Origin of the sequence: Streptomyces sp. NPDC053493 (assembly GCF_044544825.1) — a bacterium.
Lineage (GTDB): Bacteria > Actinomycetota > Actinomycetes > Streptomycetales > Streptomycetaceae > Streptomyces.
The window spans coordinates 1-17,408 of sequence record NZ_JBITXS010000003.1; the positions used below are offsets into that span (position 1 = coordinate 1).

Sequence of the window (17,408 nt, forward strand, 5' to 3'; positions counted from 1 at the left end):
CACGGGAGGTGCCCCCATGCCGCGTTGTCGTCGGTCGCCATGGCTCCGCCATTGTCTCCCTCCTCCGCCTTGCGATCGCACGCACCGGACGCCGCAGGCCCTGCCCTTCGGGCAGACGACGCTACTTTCCGGACACGACCTAGGCCTCCCGCAGCAGCGCCGCGATCTCGGCGAAGCCGCGCCGCTCGGCATGCTCCAGGGCCGTGGTGCCCTGGCCGTCGGCCAGCTCCCGGTCCGCGCCGGCCGCGAGCAGCAGCGCCACCACCTTCTGGTGCGCGCGCCCGCCGTCGCCGAGGATCACCGCCTCCAACAGGGCGGTCCAGCCCAGGTCGTTGACGTGGTCGACATCGACCGCCGTCTCCCGGAGCAGCGCCTGGACGTAGGCCACGTGACCGCGCTCCGACGCCGGGATGAGACTGATCCCGCCGAAACGGTTCCGCAGCGTCAGGTCCGGCGCCGGGTCCGCCGCGAGCAGCACCCGCATCATCGCGACGCTCCCGGTCACGCCCGTCACGAGCCACGGACTGTCGTGCCGCGCGTCCCGCGCGTTCACGTCCGCCCCGGCCTCGACCAGTGCCCGCGCCGCGGCCACATGATCCCCGAGCGACGCGAGCAGCAACGGCGACCGCAGCTCCGCGTCCCGTGCCTCGACCCGGGCCCCTTCGGCGAGCGCGGCGCGCACACCCGCGACGTCGCCCTGGCGGGCGGCGGCGAGCAGACGGAGGTCGGCGGGCGTGGTCATGGGGAACTCCTCCGGAGGTGGGCGTGGTGACCGGCGGCGAGCCGGTCGCGACCCGGCCCCGGTCCGGCCGGAGGCCGGGCCGCCGGCCGGCCGGACCCCGCAGGTGCGCAAGGCCGCGGCAGCGTCGTCGTCCATCCTGGAGCCGTGCGCGGCCCCGCCGGGTCCTTCCGGCGGATCGTCGTGCGGGGCCGACCGGGTGAGCCGCGGGTCAGCCGATCGGCTGACCCGAGTGCGCCGCGCCGCGCAGCCCCGTCCAGTCGGGGATCTTCACCGGTCCGCGTCCCAGACCGGCGCCGAGGGCCGTCTCGGCCCGTTCGATGGCCAGCCAGCCCCGCCAGGAGACCGGCTCGTGGCCGAGCGCGCGCAGCGCGGCGACCGGGTGGGGCGCGACGGCGCGGCGGGCGAGGGCGGGAGCGTCCGCGAGCAGCGAGGCGACGGTCTCCTTGGCGCAGGGCCGGTTGCTGCCGATCACGCCCGTGGGCCCGCGCTTGATCCAGCCGGCCACGTACTCGCCCGGCGACGGCACGCCGTCCCGCAGCACCCGGCCCGCCGCGTGCGGGACCGTGCCCCGCGCGGCGTCGAACGGCAGCCCGGGCAGCGGCACGCCCTGGTAACCGACCGCCCGCAGCACCAGACCCGCCGGGATCTCCTCGTACCGCCCGGTGCCCCGTACGCCACCCGCACCGTCGGGCTCCGTGCGCTCGAAGCGGACCGCCGCGACCCGGCCGTCCTCGCCGAGGATCTCCACGGGCCGCAGGAAGAACCGCATCCGGACCGCGCGGGCACCGTCCGCGGCACCGGCGGGCCAGCCGCGCAGGACGTCCAGGTTCCGCCGGGCGGCGGCCGGGAGGCCGGACGGGTCGTCGTAGGCGGGATCGAGGGCGAGCTCGGCCCGGTCGACCAGGGCCCGGGTGTCCGGCAGCGTGCCGAGCTCGCGCAGCTCCTTGGTGGTGAACTTCGCCTGCGCCGGGCCGCGCCGGGCGACCATGTGCACCTCGCGCACCCCGCTCCCGGCCAGCGCCGCCAGCGCACCCTGCGGAATGTCGGTCGGCCGCAGCTCCTCCGGCCGCCGCACCAGAAGCCGGGTGACGTCCACGGCGACGTTCCCGGCCCCCACGACCACGGCGGCGCCCGACCGGCCGAGGTCGAAGCCGTCGGGCCGCGCGTCCGGGTGGGCGCTGTACCAGGACACGAACTCCGTCGCCGAGAAACTGCCCACGAGGTCCTCGCCGGGCACGCCGAGCCGCCGGTCGCGGGCGGCTCCGACGCAGTACACGACCGCGTGGTAGAGCTCCAGGAGCCGGGCCGGGGTCAGCCCGCGCGCGCCGACCTCGACGTCACCGAGGAAGGCGATCCGCTCGTCCTCCAGGACCGTGCGCAGGCTGCCCTGCAGGGACTTGATCTTCTCGTGGTCGGGCGCGACCCCGTACCGCACGAGTCCGTACGGACAGGGCAGCCGGTCCAGGACGTCGACGCGCACCCCGGGCACGGCCGTCTGCCCGACAAGGGCCTGGGCGGTGTAGACCCCACTCGGGCCGGCGCCGACGACGGCGACACGCAGCACGGACGTACCCCTTCCGCCGGGAGACTTCCCAGCATGGCACCCCGGGCCGCCGCGCGGGAGGGGCCGAACAGGTAACCCCGTCCGCCCGCCGCCCGTACGGCCCCGGCCCTCCGGCCCGCCGCGTACGGCCCCGGCCCCGCCCCGCTACAGCCCCCGCATCCGGTTGATCTCCGCCGTCTGCTGCGCGATCACGTCGTTCGCCATCTCCTCCACCAGCACGTTGTTGCCCTGGCTCAGCACGTCCGCCGCCATCTCCACCGCGCCCTGGTGGTGGGTGATCATCAGCTTCAGGAAGAGCCGGTCGAAGGCCTCGCCCTTCGCCGCCCGCAGCTCGGCGAGCTGCGCCTCCGTCGCCATGCCCGGCATCGTGTGGTGGTCGTGCCCGGACTGCGGGCGCGGGCCGCCGTTGTTCTTCAGCCAGCCCTCCATCGCGCCGATCTCCGGGCCCTGCGCCGCCGCGATCCGCTCCGCGACCTTCCGCACCTGCGCGGACCGGACCCGCTCCGGTGCCAGCGCGGTCATGGTGAGCGCCTGCTGATGGTGCTCGATCATCATCTGGACGTAGGCGAAGTCGGCGCCGTTGGGCCGCTCGTCGGGCATCAGGCGTGCGGCCTCCTCCGGCGAGACCCGCTTCGCCGCCTCGCCGGGCCTTCCGGGCGCCACGATGCCCGGTCCGCCCGAACCGGCCGCCTTCGGGGCCGACTTGTCCGTACCGGACGCCGGGTCCGGCCCCGACTCACAGGCGCTCAGGGCGAGTACGGCGAGGGCCGCGAGCGCGAGGGCGACACCTCCACGGACACCGGCGCGAGAACGGCGGTTCGACAACCCGACCTCCTGGGCCACTTCGGCAGCGTCGACGAGCCCAACGACTCCAGCGACTCCAACGACTCCGTCAACTTCGTCGACTTCGGTCACGCGGGCAACGGCAGTGGTTCGCGGTTTCTTCATTACTTCTCTGTTGCCATCTGTTGAGATGTGCACGCTAAGGAAGATACTGCCGAGGTCCACCCGTCGTTCCCCTGCGAACGGATTCCAGAGAGGACGGAGTGACTTCGTTGCGTACCACGAGTACCCCGCGTGCACGGACCAGAGGCCTGGGTGTGGCGACCGCCGCCGCCGGTCTGCTGGTCGGCCTGCTCGCCGCCGGACCCGCGGCCGCCACACCCGACCCGGGCGACGCGCCGGTGTCGACGCCCGTCACCGCCGAGGAGGCGGCCGGCGCCCGCGCCGCCATCGCGAGCGGTGAGATACCCGGCGTGGACGAGATCGTCCACAGCCCCAACATCGAACACCTCGTCAACATCCCCAAGGACGCGCTCAAGGGCACCAACTCCGACCTGGCGTTCCAGGGCCGGTACGCGTTCGCCGGCAACTACGACGGCTTCCGGATCTTCGACATCAGCGATCCGAAGTCCCCGAAGACCGTCACCCAGGTGCTGTGCCCCGGGTCCCAGAACGACGTCTCGGTCTCCGGCAACCTGCTCTTCCTCTCCACCGACTCCTCCCGCAGCGACAACTCCTGTGCGAGCGTGCCGCAGCCGGCCTCCGTGAAGGAGTCCTGGGAGGGCATCAAGGTCTTCGACATCAGCGACGTCGCCAACCCGAAGTACGTCGCCGCCGTCGAGACCAACTGCGGTTCCCACACCCACACCCTGGTGCCCCAGCGCAAGGACGTGTACGTCTACGTCTCCTCGTACTCGCCCAACGCCGCCTTCCCGGACTGCCAGCCGCCGCACGACGGCATCTCCGTCATCAAGGTGCCGCGCAAGGCGCCCGAGCAGGCCAGGGTCGTCGGCTTCCCGGTCCTCTTCCCCGGTGAGGGCCCGGACGGCGGCGGCAACCCGGGCGCCCCGACCAACCCGGGCGTCTCCAAGACCACCGGCTGCCACGACCTCACCGTGCTGCCCGGCGAGGACCTCGCGGCCGGCGCCTGCATGGGCGACGGCATCCTCTTCGACATCAAGGACCCGGAGCACCCCAAGGTCATCGACCGGGTCCAGGACAACGTCAACTTCGCCTTCTGGCACTCCGCGACCTTCAACCAGAAGGCCGACAAGGTCGTCTTCACCGACGAGCTCGGCGGCGGCGGCGCGGCCACCTGCAACGAGGCCGTCGGCCCGAACCGCGGCGCGGACGGCATCTACGACATCGTCGGCAAGGGCGACCGGCGCAAGCTGGTCTTCCGCAGCTACTTCAAGATCCCGCGCCACCAGGCCGACACCGAGAACTGCGTCGCCCACAACGGCTCGCTGATCCCGGTCAAGGGCAAGGACATCATGGTCCAGGCCTGGTACCAGGGCGGCGTCTCCGTGTGGGACTTCACCGACTCCCGCCGGCCGAAGGAGATCGCCTTCTTCGAGCGCGGTCCGATCTCCTCGACCACCCTCGTCGGCGGCGGCTCCTGGTCCGCCTACTACTACAACGGCCACATCTACTCGAACGACCTCGTCAAGGGCTTCGACGTGCTGAAGCTCAGCGACAAGCGCACCGACAAGGCGGAGCGGATCCGGATGGACGAGCTCAACGTCCAGACCCAGCCGGACTACTTCCGCGACTTCGACGACGTCGACTAGACCGCGAAGGTCAGCGCGTCAACGGCGCGCCGTCGGGCGGACCTCCGTCCGGCGGCGCGCCCTGCTCCCAGTCGAGTCCGTACCGCTGGAACAGCTCGGCGCGCAGCCGGGACATCGGCATCGGCGCACCGGGGAGCAGCACCGCGAAGACCGCTCCCATCAGCAGCGCCCGCAGCAGCGGATACTCCGCGTCGACGTCGGCGGCGCCGTAACGGCTGACGGTGTCGCGCAGCAGCGCCGCGAGCCGCTGCTGCTCGGGGCACCGCACGAAGCCCTCGGCCTGGAGGATGCCCGCCATGTGCGTCCGCATGAGCACCGGCCGCTCCTCGGCGAGGCCCAGGATCGCGTCGATGGCCCGGGCGAGCCGCTCGCGGCCGTCCTCGGTGCGCGGCTCGCGCTCCAGCGCCTCCTCCAGCGTGAGGTGCATCAGCCGGTGCACCGCGGACTGCAGCAGCTGGCGCTTGCCGGGGAAGTAGTACGAGATCAGGCCGCGCGCCGAACCGGCCCGCTCGGCGATGTCTCCCAGCGTCGTGGCCTCGTAACCGCGCTCGGAGACCAGCTCCACGGTGGCCGCCAGGATCCGCTCGCGGGAGCGCCGTCGAAGCTCTTCATTGACCTGTGCGCTACGCGGGGACATCCTGGACTCCTGCGTTGACTGGCTCCGAGCCAATATACTCAGCGCGTCCTGTCGTCCTGCCCACGCGGCCGGAGGCGGGACATGCCGTCTGTTCTGGGCGACGCGGGGGATCGTCCAGAACAGGCGGCTTCACTCCGTTTCTCCCATTCTGCCCCCGGTGTCCTTTCTGTCGGGTGTGGTGGTACGGACCGACGCACGCCGGTAGGTGAGGACGGCCACGGCCACGCAGCACCAGCCGAGCAGCCAGCCGCCCAGCACGTCCGAGGTCCAGTGGACGCCGAGGTAGACCCGGGTCCAGCCGACGCCGGCCACCGACACCAGGGCCAGCCCGGCGAGCGCGCCCCAGCCGCGCCATCCCTCCCGCCAGTGGAGTGCGAGGACCCACAGCAGCAGTCCGCAGACGACCGTCGCCGTCATGGCGTGGCCGGACGGGAACGAGGCGTACGGCGCCGAGTCCACCGGATCGGGCCAGTGCGGCCGCTCGCGGCCCACCAGGGCCTTCAGGAGCTGCTGGACGCCCCAGGCGGTCAGCACCGTCGCCGCGACCCACAGGGCGAGCAGCCGCTCGCGCCGCCACCACAGGGCGACGACCGCGACGACGGCGAGGGCGCGCAGGGTCGCCGGGTCCCAGACCCAGTCGGTGAGGATCCGGTTCAGCCGGGTGAACCCCGGTTCGGAGATCGCGCTGCGGTGCAGCGCCTCGGCCACGTCCTGGTCGAACCCGAGCAGCGGCGACCATCCCACGGCCACCAGGACGAGCAGCAGCACGGCCAGGACTCCGGTCACCACGGCGGAGATGCGCATGGCCTTGATCCTGCCCGACGCCCGCCCTCCGCCGTGTCACCGGCCCCCCCCGTGCGCCGCTCCAGGACGCCGCCTGGCCGAGCACCCGCCGGGCCCTCACCCGGCTCCCGCCGGACTCCTGTCACACCCGTGGCCCGGTCCGGAAGGGCGCCGCCTAGCCGAGCACCCGCAGGGCCGGCACGAAGGCCACCAGGACCGGGATCACCGGGACCAGGGCCGCCGCGGCCGTCAGGCGCAGGCGGCGGCCCGCGGTGAGCCGGGGCGTCGCGGCGAGCAGCCGGTTGACCCGCTGCGGCAGGCCGGCGTCCTGGGCCGGGCCCGGACCGAACACGCCCCGGTCCTCGTTGAGTTCCACCAGGGCCAGCGCGATCGTCAGCCGCCCGAAACGGCGCGAGGCCACGTCGTCCGCCGCCAGCTCCACCAGCCGGTGCATCTCCTCGCGGAACGCCGCGAAGACCGGCACGCCCGGGAATCCGCCCGCGAGCGCCGCGGCGCAGTGCAGCAGCCAGTCGTGCCGCGCCCGGGCGTGTCCCTGCTCGTGCGCGAGCACCGCGTCCAGCTGCCGGCCCTTGAGGCGGCGCAGCGCGGCCGTGGTGATGACCAGCCGCGGCGTCCCGCCGGGCAGCCACCAGGCGTCCGCGCGCTCGCCCTCCAGGACGACCAGACGTTCGCTCCCGGTCGGCTCCTCGCCGGGCAACAGCGGCGCCCGCACCAGGAGTTCGCAGCGGCGCCGCTTGCGGCGGGCCCGGGCGCGGCCGATCTCCCGGCCCAGCATCGCCCCGGTCCACAGCCCGCCGGCCGCGAGCAGCACGGCGAGCACCGCCGACCACGGGCTGCTGGTGCCCAGCTCGTACGCCTCGATCACCGCGCGCGGGGCGGGCGCGAAGACCTGGCCGCGCACCGCCTGCCAGGCCGCCGCCGCACTGAACGTCATCGACAGCGCGAAGCTCAGCAGCACCGCCGCCACGACGCACTGCCACACCCACAACGCCACCACGGGTTCCCGTTCCGCCCAGTCGGCCCGCGACAGAAGCCGCGGGGCCACGACGGCGGTCAGGACGCCGAGCGCGAGCAGCGCGAGGGAGACCAACATGACGCCACCCTATGAGCGGGGTACCAGCCCGGGGTATGGCCTCGCGGATCAAGTGACGTACGCCACGGTTTGGTCTCGCCGCGCGGCGCCTCAGAGCGTGAGGAGCATCGCCAGCGTCGCCAGCGCCATCGACAGCCGGCACACCAGCGTCAACTCCGGCCCGGCCAGCGCCGAAACGCCCGCGCGTCCGCTCCCGGCGCCCGCGCCCGGACCCGCACCTGCCGCGCCCACGCCTGCCGCGCCCACGCCTCCCGCGCCCGCACCTGCCGCGCCCACGCCCACCGGAGCCGCCACCGGCACCAGACGCGCGCCCGAACGCAGCACGTACACCCCGTAATACGCGAGCAGCGCGCCCGTCAGCACGGGTATGCCCCCGCCGTCGGCCACCGCGCCGTGACCGGCGCCGTGCGCTCCGTGCGCCGCCGGAGCGGCGGACATGGCCAGGGCCATGTAGACCATGGCGAGCGAACCGACCACATGGTGCACATGGTGACCGCCGTGCCGCAGCGCCGCGACGAGCCCGTGCAGGGCCGCGACGCCGAACACTCCCGCGTACAGCGCCCAGGCCCACTCCGGCGGCGTGAGCACCGCCGCGGGCAGCGCCATCGCCGCCATCCCGAAACCCATCACGGCCTCGCTGCCGGCCGCCCCGCGCTCCTCCCCGGCGCCGGCACGCATCCGCAGCAGGCAGTACGCGCCGCTCGCCGCGCCCAGCACCACCAGCAACCACCCGGACAGAGCCGGTCCGTGCACGCCGCACACCCCCCTCCTCGCGTCACCGGTGAGTGCCTGCCCGGGGGCGCCGACGGCCACGCCCGCGCGCAGGAGCGCACAGGTGTACGAGGGGAGTGCGGGGGAGCGCGCGTTAGGCTCGGGTCGATCGCGTCCACCGATCGTCCGCGCCCGAGGGGAGCCCCGTACATCATGGAGACCGCCGCGACCGAGCAGACCGGCCGGATCACCTACCGCGACGCCGTCCTGGACGACGTCGCGGCGCTCGTTCCGCTCGTCGAGTCGGCCTATCGCGGCGACTCCAGCCGCGCGGGCTGGACCACCGAGGCGGACATCCTCCAGGGACAGCGGACGGACCCGGAGGGCGTCGCGGCGGTCATCACGACGCCGGGCAGCCGGCTCCTGGTGGTGGAGCGGGACGGCGCGATCGTCGCCTGCTGCCAGCTGGAACACCGTGGCGAGGCCGCCTACTTCGGCATGTTCGCGGTCCGTCCCGACCTCCAGGGCGCGGGCCTCGGCCGGCAGATCATCGCCGAGGCCGAGCGCCGGGTGCGCGAGCTGTGGGACGTGCGCGAGATGCACATGACGGTGATCTCGGTGCGCGAGGAGCTGATCGCCTGGTACGAGCGCCGCGGCTACCGCCGTACGGGCCGGATGTCTCCCTTCCCGTACGGCGACGAGCGCTTCGGCCTGCCGCAGCGCGACGACCTGCAGTTCGAGCTCCTGGTCAAGGAACTCGGCTAGCAGGCCCTGCCGGTCCAGCCGACCCGCCCGGCCCTGCCGACCCGCCCGGCCCTGCCGACCCGCCCGGCCCTGCCGACCCGCCCGGCCCAGCCGACCCGCCCGGCCCTGCCGACCCGCCCGGCCCTGCCGACCTTCCCGGGCCGGCAGGCGCTCACGCGGTGAAGCGGCCCGTGCGCCGGATCTCCGGCCGGTCCGTGGTCGCCCCGTCGAGCCCGAGGGCCCGCGCCAGGCGCAGGTCGTCCTGGGTGTTCACCACCCAGCCGACGACCCGCAGCCCGGCCGCGTGCGCCCGCTCCACGGTGGCCAGCGTGAGGTGCCGGATGTTGAGGACGACCGCCCCGGCGCCCACCGCGAGTGCGCGGGCCACCACGTCGGACTGCTCCCGGTCGGCGACCAGCGCGGTGCGCAGACCGGGGACCAGGGCGCGGATCTCCGCCAGGGCCTCGTCGTGGAAGGACAGCACCTCCACCCGCGCGGTCAGGTCGCGCCGGTCGATCACCGCCGCGAGGGCCCGGGCCGCGGCGACGTCCTTGATCTCGGCCTGGATCGGGGCCCTGACCGCGTCCAGGACCTCCTCGAAGACGGGCACCCGCTCCCCGTCGCCCGCGTCGAGCTCCTTCAGTTCCGCGAGGGTCTTCCCGGAGATCGGTCCGGTGCCGTCGGTGGTGCGGTCGACGTCGGCGTCGTGCATGACGACGAGGGCGCCGTCCTTGCTCAGGTGCAGGTCGAGTTCGATGGCGTCCATGCCGGCCTGCTCGGCGCGGACGAACGAGCGCAGGGTGTTCTCGGGCGCGACACCCATGACTCCGCGATGACCGATGGTGAGGAAACTCAAGATCTTCTCGCTTCCGTCGATGTCCGGCACCGGCTCCGCCGGGCCCGGTGCGGCTCGGGGCGCAGCCTAATCGCTGGGGACGAAACGGGAAGCGGCCACGCGGAACCCCGCATTTCTCGGCTCTAAACCCCACTCGACAGGAAAATCAGCGGCGACACCCGGGGTCGCGCAGGAGAATTTCTCCTGATCCTCTTGTGGGAGGCGCCCCGGCCTGGTTACGGTGTGTGGACGCAAGGTTCTCCTGTGGAGGAAGAGGCATGACGGAAATTCTTGTGCAGGACGCGACCGGTGGGGGGATATCCGCCGACGCCCCGGTGACCGACCACCCTGCCTGGCCCGAGCTCAAGAATGCCGTGGAGGAGCTCCGCCCCTGGCAGAGCGCGGACGGCTCCATCGACTTCGAGGCCGAGGGCGCGCCGGACCGCGCCGACGCCGAGCGGACCGTCGAGCGCATGATCGCCGCGGTCGAGCAGCTCTCCCCGCTGCTCCCGCACGACGCGGACTACCACCGCGCGCTCGTCGCCGACCTGCGCAAGTGGGCCGAGGGCGGTTTCGAGGTCCCCGACTTCCTGGACGCGCTGCTCGCCTTCCAGCCGGCGGCCAAGCGCGAGGACGGCCTCCAGCACCTCGTCGTCTTCCCGATGTACACCCAGAACGGCAACCTGGACCGCAACTTCGAGGCGGTCGTGCTGCGCATGGTCTGGCCGGAGTGGCTCGCCGAGCTCGAGGCCACCCGCTACGACAACCCGCTGTTCTGCGGCATCACCTTCGAGGACTTCACGGCCGGCTACGACACCCACTCGGCCGTCCTCTTCCCCGAGACCATCGCCGTCCGCGAGGCCCCCGAGCGCTTCAGCTGGGGCGGCATCTTCTGCGACCGCGAGGCCGCGCGCTTCCGCAAGGTCACCGAGGCCGCCGTCGACCTCCTCGGCATCGACCTGCCCGAGGACATCGCCGCCATGGTCGACGACCAGGAGCGCTGCGAAAAGGCCTTCGTGCTGTGGGACATGGTCCACGACCGCACCCACAGCCACGGCGACCTGCCGTTCGACCCCTTCATGATCAAGCAGCGCCAGCCGTTCTGGATGTACGGCCTGGAGGAGCTGCGCTGCGACCTCACCGCCTTCAAGGAGGCCGTGAAGCTGGAGGCCGAGGGCAACGAGCACGGCCGTGACGTCCAGTACGCGGTGCTCTTCGACCGGATGTTCCGCTTCCCGGTCTCCGGCGACCGCACCCGCAACTACGACGGTCTCGGCGGCCAGCTGCTCTTCGCGTACCTCCACAAGCACGACGTGGTGCGCTGGACCGACAACACGCTGAAGATCGACTGGAAGCGTGCCCCCGAGGTCACCAACCAGCTCTGCGGCGAGATCGAGAAGCTCTACCGCGACGGCATCGACCGTCCCAAGCTCGTCCACTGGTTCAAGGCGTACGAGCTGGTCTCCACCTACCTCGCCCCGCACCCCGGCTCCACCTGGGCCAAGGGCCCCGACGCCCTGGACCTGTCGCTGCCGCCGCGCAAGCTCGTCGACGACGTGCTTCCGGACGAGTTTCCGCTCAGCATGTTCTATGAGGCCCTCGCCAAGAAGCTCAAGGGCGTGATCGCCTCCACCAAGGGCATCACCCCCGCCAACGCCGGGCGGTCCGAGCGGGCCGCCGCGTGACCGATCGGCAGAGCGAGACGGGCGGGGCGGCAGAGGCGACCGAGCGGGAGGCGAAGACCATGAGCGGTAACGGGAACGGGGCCCTGGACGGAGCCGTCATCGCGGTCGCGGGCGCGGCCGGCCCCGCCGGCCGGGCGACCCTGCTGCGCCTGGCCGAGGCGGGCGCGACGGTCGTCGCCTCCGACGCGGACCCGGCGCGGCTCGCCGAGGCGGTCGACGCCGCCCGGTACGCCCACGGCGGCGCCACGGTCACGGGTGACACCGTCGACCTGCTCGACCTGGACGCCACCCGGGACTGGGCCGCCAAGACCGAGAAGGAGTTCGGCCGGATCGACGGCCTGGTCCACCTCGTCGGCGGCTGGCGCGGCGCGCCCTCCTTCGTCGAGAGCGACCTCAAGGACTGGGCCTTCCTGGAGAAGCTCCTGATCCGCACGGTCCAGCACACCTCCCTGGCGTTCCACGACGGGCTGCTGCGCAGCGCCGGCCGCGGCCGGTACGCGCTGATCAGCCAGGTCGGCGCCCACAAGCCGGTGGCCAACAACGCCGCGTACAACGCCGGCAAGGCCGCCGCCGAGGCGTGGACGCTCGCCCTCGCGGACTCCTTCCGCAAGGCGGGGGGCGACGAGGGCCCGCAGGCGGCTGCTGCGATCCTGGTGATCAAGGCACTGGTGCACGACGCCATGCGCGCGGAGCGCCCCAATGCGAAGTTCGCGGGCTTCACCGACGTCAAGGAGCTGGCCGACGCCATCGCCGGACTGTGGGACCGGCCCGCCGAGGAAGTGAATGGACAGCGCCTGTGGCTGACCCCCAAGCCGTGACCGCGGCCCTGGGCTCCCGGACCGACGCCCGTCGTCACCACGACCCGTCGGTACGGGGCTTCGCCAGCGACAACTACGCCGGCGCCCACCCGGAGGTTCTGGCGGCCATCGCCCTCGCCAACGGCGGCCACCAGGTCGCCTACGGCGAGGACCAGTACACCGATCACCTGCAGCGGATCATGCACGGCCACTTCGGCTCCTCCGCCGAGGCCTTCCCGGTCTTCAACGGGACCGGGGCGAACGTGACCGCGCTCCAGGCGCTCACGGACCGCTGGGGCGCGGTGATCTGCGCCGAGACCGCGCACATCAACGTGGACGAGGGCGGCGCGCCCGAGCGGATGGGCGGCCTCAAGCTGCTCACCGTGCCCACGCCGGACGGCAAGCTCACGCCCGAGCTGATCGACCGGCAGGCCTGGGGCTGGGAGGACGAGCACCGGGCGATGCCCCAGGTCGTCTCGATCACCCAGAACACCGAGCTGGGCACCGTCTACACGGTCGAGGAGATCCGCGCCATCGTGGACCACGCCCACTCCAAGGGCATGAAGGTCCACCTCGACGGCGCCCGGATAGCCAACGCGGCCGCCTCGCTCGACGTGCCGATGCGGGCGTTCACCAACGCGGTGGGCGTCGACGTCATCTCGTACGGCGGCACGAAGAACGGGATGCTCTTCGGCGAGGCGGTGGTCGTCCTCAACCCGGACGCGGTCCGCCACATGAAGCACCTGCGCAAGCTGTCCATGCAGCTCGCCTCCAAGATGCGCTTCGTGTCGGTGCAGCTGGAGGCGCTGCTCGCCAAGGACCTGTGGCTGCGCAACGCACGGCACGCCAACGGCATGGCGCAGCGCCTCGCGGCGGGCGTGCGCGGCGTGGACGGGGTGGAGATCCTCTACCCGGTGCAGGCGAACGCGGTCTTCGCGCGGCTTCCGCAGGAGGTCAGCCGACGCCTGCAGGAACGCTTCCGCTTCTACTTCTGGGACGAGGCGGCCGGCGACGTGCGCTGGATGTGCTCCTTCGACACCACGGAGGACGACGTGGACTCCTTCCTCCAGGCACTGAAGGAGGAGATGGCGCGCTAGCGCCGCTCTCACCGAAGCTGCGTGATCATGCGGCCGGACGGAAGTCATCGACTTCCGTCCGGCCGCATTCCTGTGCTTCGGGGTGCTTGGCCTGACTGTCGGGCGGAGTCCAATGAGGTGGACTATCCAGTACTCTAGGGTGAACCGCAGCCGGTCGTCCTGAACGCTCTCCAGGCGGCCGTCGACCGGCCCCACCTGGGGCGGATTCCTCCCACGCAACTCCGAACGGCGGACCATGACCCTGACGCTCACCGTCTCCGACGAGGTGCGCACCCTCGTGCCCGGCTTCACCCACCTCGCCGTCGAAGCCCGCGGACTCGTCAACGGACCCAGCGACGCGAGCAGTTCGGCGCTCCTCGACGACGCCGCACGGCGACTCGCCGAGCGCCTCGACGGCCGGACGCCGGACCAGGACCCGCACGTCGCCGCCTGGCGCGCCGCGTACGCCGCCTTCGGCGCCAAGCCCTCCCGGACCCGCAACTCCGCCGAGGCGCTCGCCCGCCGCGCCCTCGCCGACGGCGGACTGCCCCGGATCAACCGGCTCGTCGACGCCTACAACGCGGTCAGCGTGGCCCACCTGATCCCGGTGGGCGGCGAGGACCTCGGCAAGATCCAGGGCGCGATGCGCCTCGTCCGGGCCGACGGCCGCGAGGAGTTCGTCACCGTCGCCGGCGGCGAGGAGACCGTGGAGCACCCGGAGCCCGGCGAGGTGATCTGGTGCGACGAGGCGGGCGTCACCTGCCGCCGCTGGAACTGGCGCCAGGGCCCGCGCACCCGCATCGACGACGACACCACCGACGCGCTCTTCCTGCTCGAGTCGCTGGCGCCGATGAGCCGGGCCGAGCTGACCGCGGCCGGCGAGGAGCTCGCCGAGGCGCTGCGCACGGTGAGCCCCGGAGCGCTGATCACCGTCCGCGACCCGGAGTGACGCCCTGGTTCATGCCCTGAGCGGACGTGCTACTTCTCGGTCTTCCGCTCGGCCGCGGCGGCCTTGAGCTCCTCCGGCGTCGGCGCCGTGCCCCCGAGGTGCGCCGGCACCCACCAGGTGTCGCTCGCGTCCTTGGGGCGTACGGGATAGGCGCGCTGCGCCGCCTCCAGGAGCTCCTGCACCCGCTCGCGCAGCCGCCGGGTGATCGCGCCCGCGTACTGGTCGGCCGGCGCCGCCATCGGCTCGCCCACCCGGATCGTGATCGGGATGTGGCTGCGCTTGAAGTTACGCGGCCGGCCCTTGGTCCACAGTCGCTGCGTGCCCCACAGCGCCATCGGGATCAGCGGCACGCCGGCCTCCTGCGCGAGCCGGGCCGCTCCCGACTTGAAGCTCTTGAGCGTGAAGGACTCGGAGATCGTCGCCTCGGGGAAGACGCCGACGATCTCGCCCGACCGCAGCGCCTTGAGCGCGTGCTCGTAGGCGTGCTCGCCCTGCGCCCGGTCCACCGGGATGTGCTTCATCGCGCGCATCAGCGGACCCGACACCTTGTGCCGGAACACCGACTCCTTCGCCATGAAGCGCACCAGGCGCTTCTGCGGCAGGGCGGCCAGGCCGTTGAAGATGAAGTCCAGATAGCTGATGTGGTTGCTCACGAGCACCGCACCGCCCTGGCGGGGGATGTGGTGGGACCCCTGAGTGTCGATCTTCAGGTCGAGCGCCTTGAACATCGTGAGAGCGGCGCCGATGACCGGCCGATAGACAAGTTCTGCCATCTGGGACGAACCCCTTCCTGTGTGCCTGGGGAGGGTTCTCCCGGCGAAGTTACGCGGCCGTAGGTTTTCGGCTTTGGGCCGATCGTGCCCCATGTGGGAGCGCGTGACCAGTCCTGACGGCTTCGTAGGGGGAGATTCTCGTCACTCCCGGTGGTCGTGGCGGGAATCGATCGGCCCCGTGCGACGCTGCACCAGGCACGACGGCAAGACGGCAAGACGGCACGAGGCCACGGTGGCCCGGGCGCCACGACGGCACGACCGCACGCCGGCGCGGCGGCACGCGCGCCACGCCGGCGCGGAGGCCACGGACGAAGGAGAGACGCAGGCATGACGGAGGTCCTGGGCGCGGCGGCGCTGGGCGCCGAGCTGGGGGAGCGGGCGACCCTGGTCCAGTTCTCCACCGCCTTCTGCCAGCCCTGCCGGGCCACCCGCAGGACGCTGGCCGAGGTGGCGGCCATGGTCGAGGGCGTCGGCCACGTCGAGATCGACGCCGAGGAGCGCCTCGATCTCGTACGCGAGCTCGGCATCGTCCGTACGCCCACCGTGCTGGTCCTCGACGCGGCCGGCCGGATCGTCCGCAGGGCCGCCGGACAGCCCCGCCGAGCCGATGTCATCGCGGCGCTGGGACGGGCGGTCTGACGCGGTGACACATCTCCCACATCCCGGTACGCACTTGACTGCACGCGCCAACGATCGTCAGGCTGGCGTCGTGCCCTCAGAACTCCTTCTCTACGGCCGGGCCCACGTGGACCTGGCCCGCAACGCGAGCGCGCGCTGTCCGGGTGCCTGACGAACCCGCGACAGACCTCACGCCGCCCTCGCAGAAGGACAATTCCATGACGGTCTCGCCCGAGCTCCGCACGCTCCCGACGATTCCCTCCTCCCACCCGGCACCCTCCCGCGCCGCCACGGCCACCGCCACCACCTCCCGGCCGGCCTCGCCCGACCTGCTCCGCTCCGTCTTCCGGCAGCACGCCGCCGGAGTCGCGGTGATCACCGCCCACGGCGAGCGGCCGGTCGGCTTCACCGCCACCTCGCTCAACTCCGTCGCCGCCGAACCCCCGCTCATCTCCTTCGGCGTGGGCACCGGATCCTCCAGCTGGCCCGTGGTGGCCGAGGCCGAGCACATCGGCGTGCACATACTCGGCGAGCACCAGCAGGAGCTGGCCGCCACCTTCGCCCGCAGCGGCGCCGACCGCTTCGCCGCGCCCACCCGCTGGAGCCGCGGCCCGGAGGGCGTCCCGGTCCTCGACGGCGTGCTCGCCTGGCTGGTGTGCCGGGTGGTCGCCCGGGTGCCCGCCGGCGACCACCGGATCGTCATCGCCGAGGTCGTCGCCGGCGACCCCGACGGCGTCGGCCGTCCGCTCCTGTACCACCAGGGGCGCTTCAACGCGCTGCGCGACTGAGAGTTCCCGTAAGCCCTCTCTCCAGGGCGTTGGCAAGGTCACACGGCTGAGCGCTTGCTCACCGGTAACGAACTGGGTGTACTGACGAGTAATATTTCGGTCGGGGCGTGTGGTGCCCCGATCGGAAACCCGCCCTTCAGGCGCCTATGCTGCGAGCAACAAGGCAGCCCAGTTATGACGATGCAGTAGGAGAGCCGGCGTGAGCTTGAGGATCGTTGTCTGTGTGAAGTACGTGCCGGACGCCACGGGCGACCGGAAGTTCGCCGACGACCTGACGGTCGACCGCGACGACGTCGACGGCCTCCTTTCGGAGCTCGACGAGTACGCGGTCGAGCAGGCCCTGCAGATCGCGGAGGAGGCGGACGACGCCGAGGTCACCGTGCTCACGGTCGGCCCCGAGGACGCCAAGGACGCCCTGCGCAAGGCGCTGTCCATGGGCGCCCACAAGGCCGTCCACGTCGAGGACGACGACCTGCACGGCACCGACGTCATGGGCACCTCGCTGGTGCTCGCCAAGGCCATCGAGAAGACCGGCTACGACGTCGTCATCGCCGGTATGGCCTCCACCGACGGCACCATGGGTGTCCTCCCGGCGATCCTGGCCGAGCGCCTGGGCGTCCCGCAGGTCACCCTGCTCTCCGAGGTCAAGATCGAGGACGGCCTCGTGAAGGGCCGCCGCGACGGCGACTCCGCCTCGGAGCAGCTGGAGGCCTCGCTTCCGGCCGTCGTCTCGGTGACGGACCAGTCGGGCGAGGCCCGCTACCCGTCCTTCAAGGGCATCATGGCCGCCAAGAAGAAGCCGGTGGAGTCCCTGGACCTCTCCGACCTCGACATCGAGGCCGAGGAGGTCGGCCTGGAGGGCGCCTGGACGAAGGTCGACTCGGCCGCCGAGCGTCCGGCGCGCACCGCGGGCACGATCGTCACGGACGAGGGCGAGGGCGGCAAGCAGCTGGCCGAGTTCCTCGCGAGCCAGAAGTTCATCTAGGGCTCGCGCGAGCCACCAGACCCGCCCCCGTTTC

The 17,408-nt window shown here is 72.5% G+C and carries 18 protein-coding genes; 9 read left to right on the plus strand and 9 right to left on the minus strand.

All coding sequences use genetic code 11. The features are described from left to right. Nucleotides 1-139: 139 nt before the first annotated feature. The 3 genes from ACIGO8_RS10135 to ACIGO8_RS10145 form a co-directional block, all read right to left on the minus strand. On the minus strand, nt 140-742 hold the full coding sequence (locus ACIGO8_RS10135; protein ID WP_399726849.1) for an ankyrin repeat domain-containing protein: 603 nt from the start codon (nt 740-742) through the stop codon (nt 140-142). A 208-nt stretch (nt 743-950) separates the two neighbouring features. Next, the gene (locus ACIGO8_RS10140; RefSeq protein WP_399726852.1) at nt 951-2,306 is read right to left on the minus strand and encodes an FAD-dependent oxidoreductase; all 1,356 of its coding nucleotides are present in this window, start codon (nt 2,304-2,306) and stop codon (nt 951-953) included. 144 nt (nt 2,307-2,450) lie between these two features. Beyond that, nucleotides 2,451-3,149, minus strand: coding sequence for a DUF305 domain-containing protein (locus ACIGO8_RS10145; protein ID WP_399726854.1), 699 nt, complete (start codon nt 3,147-3,149; stop codon nt 2,451-2,453). A 203-nt stretch (nt 3,150-3,352) separates the two neighbouring features. On the opposite strand from ACIGO8_RS10145, the gene ACIGO8_RS10150 reads away from it, so the two are divergent. Next, a complete protein-coding gene (locus ACIGO8_RS10150) occupies nt 3,353-4,879 on the plus strand; it encodes an LVIVD repeat-containing protein (protein WP_399726857.1) in 1,527 nt (508 codons plus the stop codon). 10 nt (nt 4,880-4,889) lie between these two features. On the opposite strand, the gene ACIGO8_RS10155 is transcribed toward ACIGO8_RS10150, so the two are convergent. The 4 genes from ACIGO8_RS10155 to ACIGO8_RS10170 all read right to left on the minus strand — a co-directional run bounded on the left by ACIGO8_RS10155 (nt 4,890) and on the right by ACIGO8_RS10170 (nt 8,166). After that, entirely contained in the window at nt 4,890-5,516 is a 627-nt protein-coding gene (locus ACIGO8_RS10155) for a TetR/AcrR family transcriptional regulator (RefSeq protein WP_399726860.1), read from the minus strand. 129 nt (nt 5,517-5,645) lie between these two features. Further along, nucleotides 5,646-6,320 (minus strand): phosphatase PAP2 family protein, encoded by a 675-nt coding sequence (locus ACIGO8_RS10160; RefSeq protein ID WP_399726863.1) that lies wholly within the window; start codon nt 6,318-6,320, stop codon nt 5,646-5,648. A 154-nt stretch (nt 6,321-6,474) separates the two neighbouring features. Beyond that, nucleotides 6,475-7,413 carry a M56 family metallopeptidase gene (locus ACIGO8_RS10165; RefSeq protein WP_399726866.1) on the minus strand — a complete coding sequence of 313 codons (939 nt, stop codon included), beginning with the start codon at nt 7,411-7,413 and terminating at the stop codon, nt 6,475-6,477. A gap of 90 nt (nt 7,414-7,503) precedes the next feature. After that, nucleotides 7,504-8,166, minus strand: coding sequence for a DUF5134 domain-containing protein (locus ACIGO8_RS10170; RefSeq protein WP_399726869.1), 663 nt, complete (start codon nt 8,164-8,166; stop codon nt 7,504-7,506). A 171-nt stretch (nt 8,167-8,337) separates the two neighbouring features. On the opposite strand from ACIGO8_RS10170, the gene ACIGO8_RS10175 reads away from it, so the two are divergent. Continuing rightward, nucleotides 8,338-8,889 (plus strand): GNAT family N-acetyltransferase, encoded by a 552-nt coding sequence (locus ACIGO8_RS10175; protein ID WP_399726872.1) that lies wholly within the window; start codon nt 8,338-8,340, stop codon nt 8,887-8,889. A 151-nt stretch (nt 8,890-9,040) separates the two neighbouring features. On the opposite strand, the gene ACIGO8_RS10180 is transcribed toward ACIGO8_RS10175, so the two are convergent. Continuing rightward, nucleotides 9,041-9,724: a glycerophosphodiester phosphodiesterase gene (locus ACIGO8_RS10180; protein ID WP_399726875.1), complete on the minus strand. Its 684-nt coding sequence runs from the start codon at nt 9,722-9,724 to the stop codon at nt 9,041-9,043. Nucleotides 9,725-9,981: 257 nt separating this feature from the next. Between ACIGO8_RS10180 and ACIGO8_RS10185 the strand changes: the two genes are divergently transcribed. The 4 genes from ACIGO8_RS10185 to ACIGO8_RS10200 all read left to right on the plus strand — a co-directional run bounded on the left by ACIGO8_RS10185 (nt 9,982) and on the right by ACIGO8_RS10200 (nt 14,210). Further along, nucleotides 9,982-11,388, plus strand: coding sequence for a DUF6421 family protein (locus tag ACIGO8_RS10185; protein WP_399726878.1), 1,407 nt, complete (start codon nt 9,982-9,984; stop codon nt 11,386-11,388). A 59-nt stretch (nt 11,389-11,447) separates the two neighbouring features. Continuing rightward, entirely contained in the window at nt 11,448-12,206 is a 759-nt protein-coding gene (locus ACIGO8_RS10190; protein WP_399726881.1) for an SDR family NAD(P)-dependent oxidoreductase, read from the plus strand. Further along, nucleotides 12,203-13,282, plus strand: a complete 1,080-nt coding sequence (locus ACIGO8_RS10195) for a threonine aldolase family protein (protein ID WP_399728481.1) — start codon at nt 12,203-12,205, stop codon at nt 13,280-13,282. Before ACIGO8_RS10190 ends, ACIGO8_RS10195 begins: the two co-directional genes overlap by 4 nt. Nucleotides 13,283-13,517: 235 nt before the next feature. Beyond that, nucleotides 13,518-14,210 carry a B3/4 domain-containing protein gene (locus ACIGO8_RS10200; RefSeq protein WP_399726885.1) on the plus strand — a complete coding sequence of 231 codons (693 nt, stop codon included), beginning with the start codon at nt 13,518-13,520 and terminating at the stop codon, nt 14,208-14,210. A 29-nt stretch (nt 14,211-14,239) separates the two neighbouring features. On the opposite strand, the gene ACIGO8_RS10205 is transcribed toward ACIGO8_RS10200, so the two are convergent. Beyond that, the gene (locus tag ACIGO8_RS10205) at nt 14,240-14,983 is read right to left on the minus strand and encodes a lysophospholipid acyltransferase family protein (RefSeq protein WP_399726888.1); all 744 of its coding nucleotides are present in this window, start codon (nt 14,981-14,983) and stop codon (nt 14,240-14,242) included. A gap of 327 nt (nt 14,984-15,310) precedes the next feature. Here ACIGO8_RS10205 and ACIGO8_RS10210 point away from each other — a divergent pair, with 327 nt between their 5' ends. The 3 genes from ACIGO8_RS10210 (at nt 15,311) to ACIGO8_RS10220 (ending at nt 17,374) form a co-directional block, all read left to right on the plus strand. Further along, the gene (locus ACIGO8_RS10210) at nt 15,311-15,622 is read left to right on the plus strand and encodes a TlpA family protein disulfide reductase (RefSeq protein ID WP_399726891.1); all 312 of its coding nucleotides are present in this window, start codon (nt 15,311-15,313) and stop codon (nt 15,620-15,622) included. Between the two features lie 197 nt (nt 15,623-15,819). Then, entirely contained in the window at nt 15,820-16,389 is a 570-nt protein-coding gene (locus tag ACIGO8_RS10215; RefSeq protein WP_399726894.1) for a flavin reductase family protein, read from the plus strand. Nucleotides 16,390-16,588: 199 nt separating this feature from the next. Beyond that, nucleotides 16,589-17,374 carry an electron transfer flavoprotein subunit beta/FixA family protein gene (locus ACIGO8_RS10220; protein ID WP_399726897.1) on the plus strand — a complete coding sequence of 262 codons (786 nt, stop codon included), beginning with the start codon at nt 16,589-16,591 and terminating at the stop codon, nt 17,372-17,374. Nucleotides 17,375-17,408 lie beyond the last annotated feature (34 nt).

Excerpts from the sequence above, each read along its gene's own strand:
- ACIGO8_RS10135 (WP_399726849.1), bottom strand. The coding sequence starts at position 742 with ATGACCACGCCCGCCGACCTCCGTCTGCTCGCCGCCGCCCGCCAGGGC.
- ACIGO8_RS10155 (WP_399726860.1), bottom strand. The coding sequence starts at position 5,516 with ATGTCCCCGCGTAGCGCACAGGTCAATGAAGAGCTTCGACGGCGCTCC.
- ACIGO8_RS10160 (WP_399726863.1), bottom strand. The coding sequence starts at position 6,320 with ATGCGCATCTCCGCCGTGGTGACCGGAGTCCTGGCCGTGCTGCTGCTC.
- ACIGO8_RS10165 (WP_399726866.1), bottom strand. The coding sequence starts at position 7,413 with ATGTTGGTCTCCCTCGCGCTGCTCGCGCTCGGCGTCCTGACCGCCGTC.
- ACIGO8_RS10175 (WP_399726872.1), top strand. The coding sequence starts at position 8,338 with ATGGAGACCGCCGCGACCGAGCAGACCGGCCGGATCACCTACCGCGAC.
- ACIGO8_RS10185 (WP_399726878.1), top strand. The coding sequence starts at position 9,982 with ATGACGGAAATTCTTGTGCAGGACGCGACCGGTGGGGGGATATCCGCC.
- ACIGO8_RS10190 (WP_399726881.1), top strand. The coding sequence starts at position 11,448 with ATGAGCGGTAACGGGAACGGGGCCCTGGACGGAGCCGTCATCGCGGTC.
- ACIGO8_RS10200 (WP_399726885.1), top strand. The coding sequence starts at position 13,518 with ATGACCCTGACGCTCACCGTCTCCGACGAGGTGCGCACCCTCGTGCCC.
- ACIGO8_RS10205 (WP_399726888.1), bottom strand. The coding sequence starts at position 14,983 with ATGGCAGAACTTGTCTATCGGCCGGTCATCGGCGCCGCTCTCACGATG.
- ACIGO8_RS10210 (WP_399726891.1), top strand. The coding sequence starts at position 15,311 with ATGACGGAGGTCCTGGGCGCGGCGGCGCTGGGCGCCGAGCTGGGGGAG.
- ACIGO8_RS10215 (WP_399726894.1), top strand. The coding sequence starts at position 15,820 with ATGACGGTCTCGCCCGAGCTCCGCACGCTCCCGACGATTCCCTCCTCC.